We start from the raw sequence: 3042 nt of genomic DNA on the forward strand, positions 1-3042 counted from the left end.
CTGTCCTGCAGGATCTGTTGTCGCGCGGCACGGCCAAGACTTTCAACGCGGTCACCGTCGACAGCGACACCTCGACCAGCGACACGCTGCTGATCTTCGCCACCGGCAAGGCCGCCAGGCGCGGCGCGCCGGCGATAACCGATCCCAAGGATGCCCGTCTCGGCACGTTCCGCCGGGCGCTCGGCAAGGTGCTGAAATCGCTGGCGCTGCAGGTGGTGCGCGACGGCGAAGGCGCCCGCAAGCAGGTCGAAGTCACCGTCACCGGCGCCAAATCGGCGCGCTCGGCCAAGCGCATCGCGCTGTCGATCGCCAATTCGCCGCTGGTCAAGACGGCAGTCGCCGGCGAGGACGCCAATTGGGGCCGCGTCGTCATGGCCGTCGGCAAGGCCGGCGAACCCGCCGATCGCGACCGGCTGTCGATCTGGTTCGGCGACAACAGGCTGGCGCATGAAGGCGAGCGCGACCCCGGCTATTCCGAGGCCGCGACGTCGGCCTACATGAAGCGCGACGATATCCGCATCCGCGCCGATATCGGCATCGGCCGCGGCAAGGCGACGGTGTGGACCTGCGACCTCACCAAGGAATATGTCGCCATCAATGGCGATTACCGGAGCTGACGGTTTTGAGCTCCAGGCATCCGGCAAGCATGCTCGCGATCGTTCGCCGTTACGAGGCGGCCGGCTTTCGCGCCTGGCCGGCGGCCGCCGTCCACTATGACGGCACCTGGGTGGTGCGGCTGACCGCCGGCCATCCGGCCAAGCGGCTGAACTCGGTCAATCCGCTCGATCCCGGCGACATCCAGCACATTGCCGACCGTATCGGCCGGGCCAGCCGCCGTTTCGATGCCTATGGCAGGCCGCTGACATTCCGCATGTCGCCGTTGTCGGGTCCCGATCTTGCTGGCCATCTCGACCGTGAGGGATGGAGCCGGTTCGACGAGTCGCTGGTCATGCGGCTGCCGCTGGCCGATGCGCAACTCGACGCTGCCATGGACCAGATCCCGCTGAAAGACATCAGCCGCTTCATCGGCGCGTCGCTCAAGGTCAGCGGTTCGGATGTTTCGCTGCGCCCCGGCCTGTCGGAGATCATCGGCGCCATCCAGCCCGAAGCCGGGCTGTTCGCGCTCGAAGATGGATCAGAAGCGCTGGCGACGCTGATCTGCGTGCATGACGGCGATCTCGCCGGCCTGTTCGAAGTCGCCACCGACAAGTCGGCACGCAACAGGGGCCACGGCCGCAACCTGATCCTGTCGGCACTGAAATGGGCACGGCTGCGGGGCGCACGGGAAGCCTGGCTGCAAGTCGAGGCCAACAATGTGCCGGCACTGGCGCTCTACCATTCGCTCGGCTTCGAGGAAGTCTATCGCTACCACTACCGCCGGCCGCCGGGTCATGAATGATGTCGTGATTGCCGGCAAGCGCCTGCTGCTGGTCGCCGCCTGCGCGCTGGTCGATGCCGACGGCCGGGTGCTTTTGGCGCAGCGGCCTCAGGGCAAGCAACTTGCCGGGCTGTGGGAATTTCCCGGCGGCAAGGTCGAGCCGGGCGAGACGCCCGAACAATGCATCATTCGCGAACTGCATGAGGAAATCGGCATCGAAACCGACATCCCGTGCCTGGCGCCGCTCACTTTCGCCAGCCATTCCTACGACGATTTCCACCTGCTGATGCCGCTGTTCATCTGTCGCCGCTTTCGCGGTATCGCGCAGCCCAGGGAAGGGCAGACGCTGAAATGGGTGCGGCCGAAGCAGATGCGCGATTACCCGATGCCGCCGGCCGATGAGCCGCTGATCCCGTTCCTCATCGATCTTCTCTGAGGCTCCCGTCCGGCCGGTTCCTGGCCGAGGCGTTGTATCAGCCAGCATTAATGGAAGATTTATCTCGTCGTGAAAAATTGAAGCATGGCCGTTCGCGGCCGAGCCGTCGATTTGCCGGGGAGCGATAGCATGAGCCTAGACAGGGATTGGGACTCGATCAGGCCCGAGCGCGGCTTTCGCGCCGCCGATGCGGGCATGGGCATATTGCGCATAACGCTTCTGTTCGGTTCGGCCGCGGTGGCGCTGGCGCTGATCGCAACCCCTTTCCTCGACAGCCAGACACGCTCGCTGTCGGCCCGTGACGGTTTCGGCGGGCTCGACATGGCGGCCACAGGCTCGATCGGCCATCGCGAAACCTACACGCTGCGCCGCAGCGTGCTGCAGCCGCAGCCGAGCTCGGTCTGCATCATCAGGTCCAATGGCCGGAGCAGCGGCGACTGCTGACATGGTTAAGAAATTTCGCAAAGGCGGCGGTTTCACCGCCTGTTAAGCCTTTGCCGTTAACCTTTCTTAACAGGTCGGCTGTAAGGTCCCGGACAGAGGGGTTGAGGCCATGAAAGCAGTGCTGCTGGGTTTTCTGAACGACGAGACCGGCGCCACGGCCGTCGAATATGGCGTGATCATCGCCGTGCTGTCGCTTGCCATCGTCGGCGGCATCGGTGAGGTCCGCGACGGGATCATCTGGCTGTTCAGCGACAACAACAGCAAGCTTGCGAACGCTTTCGCACCCACTCCCTGATCCGGCTTTTCCGCACCCTGGGGCAGGATCATTGCCCGTCGGGCGCCTCCAGGATTGTTTTCAGCGAGACCTTGGCCGACCCTGGCTTCAGCGGTTTTTGCTGCGAAGCGTCGGGCGCCCAGCCGGACATCCAGACAATCGAGAAACTTGCCCTGACGCGGCCGTCGGGGTCGGAAAACCGCTCGGCGTAGATTTCCGCCGCGCGGGCAAACAGCTTGCGCGAGCCCGGCCGCCGGCTGCGATCGGTGAGCGCATTGGTTTCGCCCATGGCCCGCAAATCCGCCATCAGGTTGAACAGGCTGGCATAGCGCACCGTCACCGTCTCGACGTCGGCGACCGGCAGAGCGAGACCGGCGCGCTGCAGCAGCGCACCGGCATCGCGCACGTCGGTGAACGGGGCGACACGCGGGCTGGCGCCGCCGTAAAGCTCGGTCTCGGCCGCAAGCAGGCTTTCGCGCAATTCGAAAAGCGTGCCGGCGCCGGCAAAGG

General features: G+C 65.3%; 5 protein-coding genes and 1 pseudogene. 5 read left to right on the forward strand and 1 reads right to left on the reverse strand.

The features are described from left to right. The 5 genes from EN925_RS29955 to EN925_RS29975 form a co-directional block, all read left to right on the forward strand. The coding region (locus EN925_RS29955; RefSeq protein WP_206632995.1) for a bifunctional ornithine acetyltransferase/N-acetylglutamate synthase at nt 1–617 on the forward strand (617 nt) is incomplete at its 5' end. A gap of 29 nt (nt 618–646) precedes the next feature. Next, the gene (locus tag EN925_RS29960) at nt 647–1399 is read left to right on the forward strand and encodes a GNAT family N-acetyltransferase (RefSeq protein WP_032899301.1); all 753 of its coding nucleotides are present in this window, start codon (nt 647–649) and stop codon (nt 1397–1399) included. Beyond that, nucleotides 1392–1814, forward strand: a complete 423-nt coding sequence (gene mutT / locus EN925_RS29965; protein ID WP_127365839.1) for an 8-oxo-dGTP diphosphatase MutT — start codon at nt 1392–1394, stop codon at nt 1812–1814. The genes EN925_RS29960 and mutT overlap by 8 nt, the downstream gene beginning before the upstream one ends. A 129-nt stretch (nt 1815–1943) precedes the next feature. Next, nucleotides 1944–2258 carry a hypothetical protein gene (locus EN925_RS29970; protein WP_013529445.1) on the forward strand — a complete coding sequence of 105 codons (315 nt, stop codon included), beginning with the start codon at nt 1944–1946 and terminating at the stop codon, nt 2256–2258. A gap of 109 nt (nt 2259–2367) precedes the next feature. Beyond that, entirely contained in the window at nt 2368–2553 is a 186-nt protein-coding gene (locus EN925_RS29975) for a Flp family type IVb pilin (protein WP_013529446.1), read from the forward strand. Nucleotides 2554–2581: 28 nt separating this feature from the next. Here EN925_RS29975 and EN925_RS29980 read toward each other — a convergent pair. Then, a pseudogene (locus EN925_RS29980) lies at nt 2582–3042 on the reverse strand (SAM-dependent methyltransferase); the annotation flags it as partial.

The organism is Mesorhizobium sp. M7A.F.Ca.US.006.04.2.1, assembly GCF_004022915.1.
Taxonomy (GTDB): domain Bacteria; phylum Pseudomonadota; class Alphaproteobacteria; order Rhizobiales; family Rhizobiaceae; genus Mesorhizobium; species Mesorhizobium ciceri.

What these genes read in the sequence shown, in the direction of transcription:
- mutT (WP_127365839.1), top strand. Translation starts at nt 1,392, where the DNA reads ATGAATGATGTCGTGATTGCCGGCAAGCGCCTGCTGCTGGTCGCCGCC.
- EN925_RS29960 (WP_032899301.1), top strand. Translation starts at nt 647, where the DNA reads ATGCTCGCGATCGTTCGCCGTTACGAGGCGGCCGGCTTTCGCGCCTGG.
- EN925_RS29970 (WP_013529445.1), top strand. Translation starts at nt 1,944, where the DNA reads ATGAGCCTAGACAGGGATTGGGACTCGATCAGGCCCGAGCGCGGCTTT.
- EN925_RS29975 (WP_013529446.1), top strand. Translation starts at nt 2,368, where the DNA reads ATGAAAGCAGTGCTGCTGGGTTTTCTGAACGACGAGACCGGCGCCACG.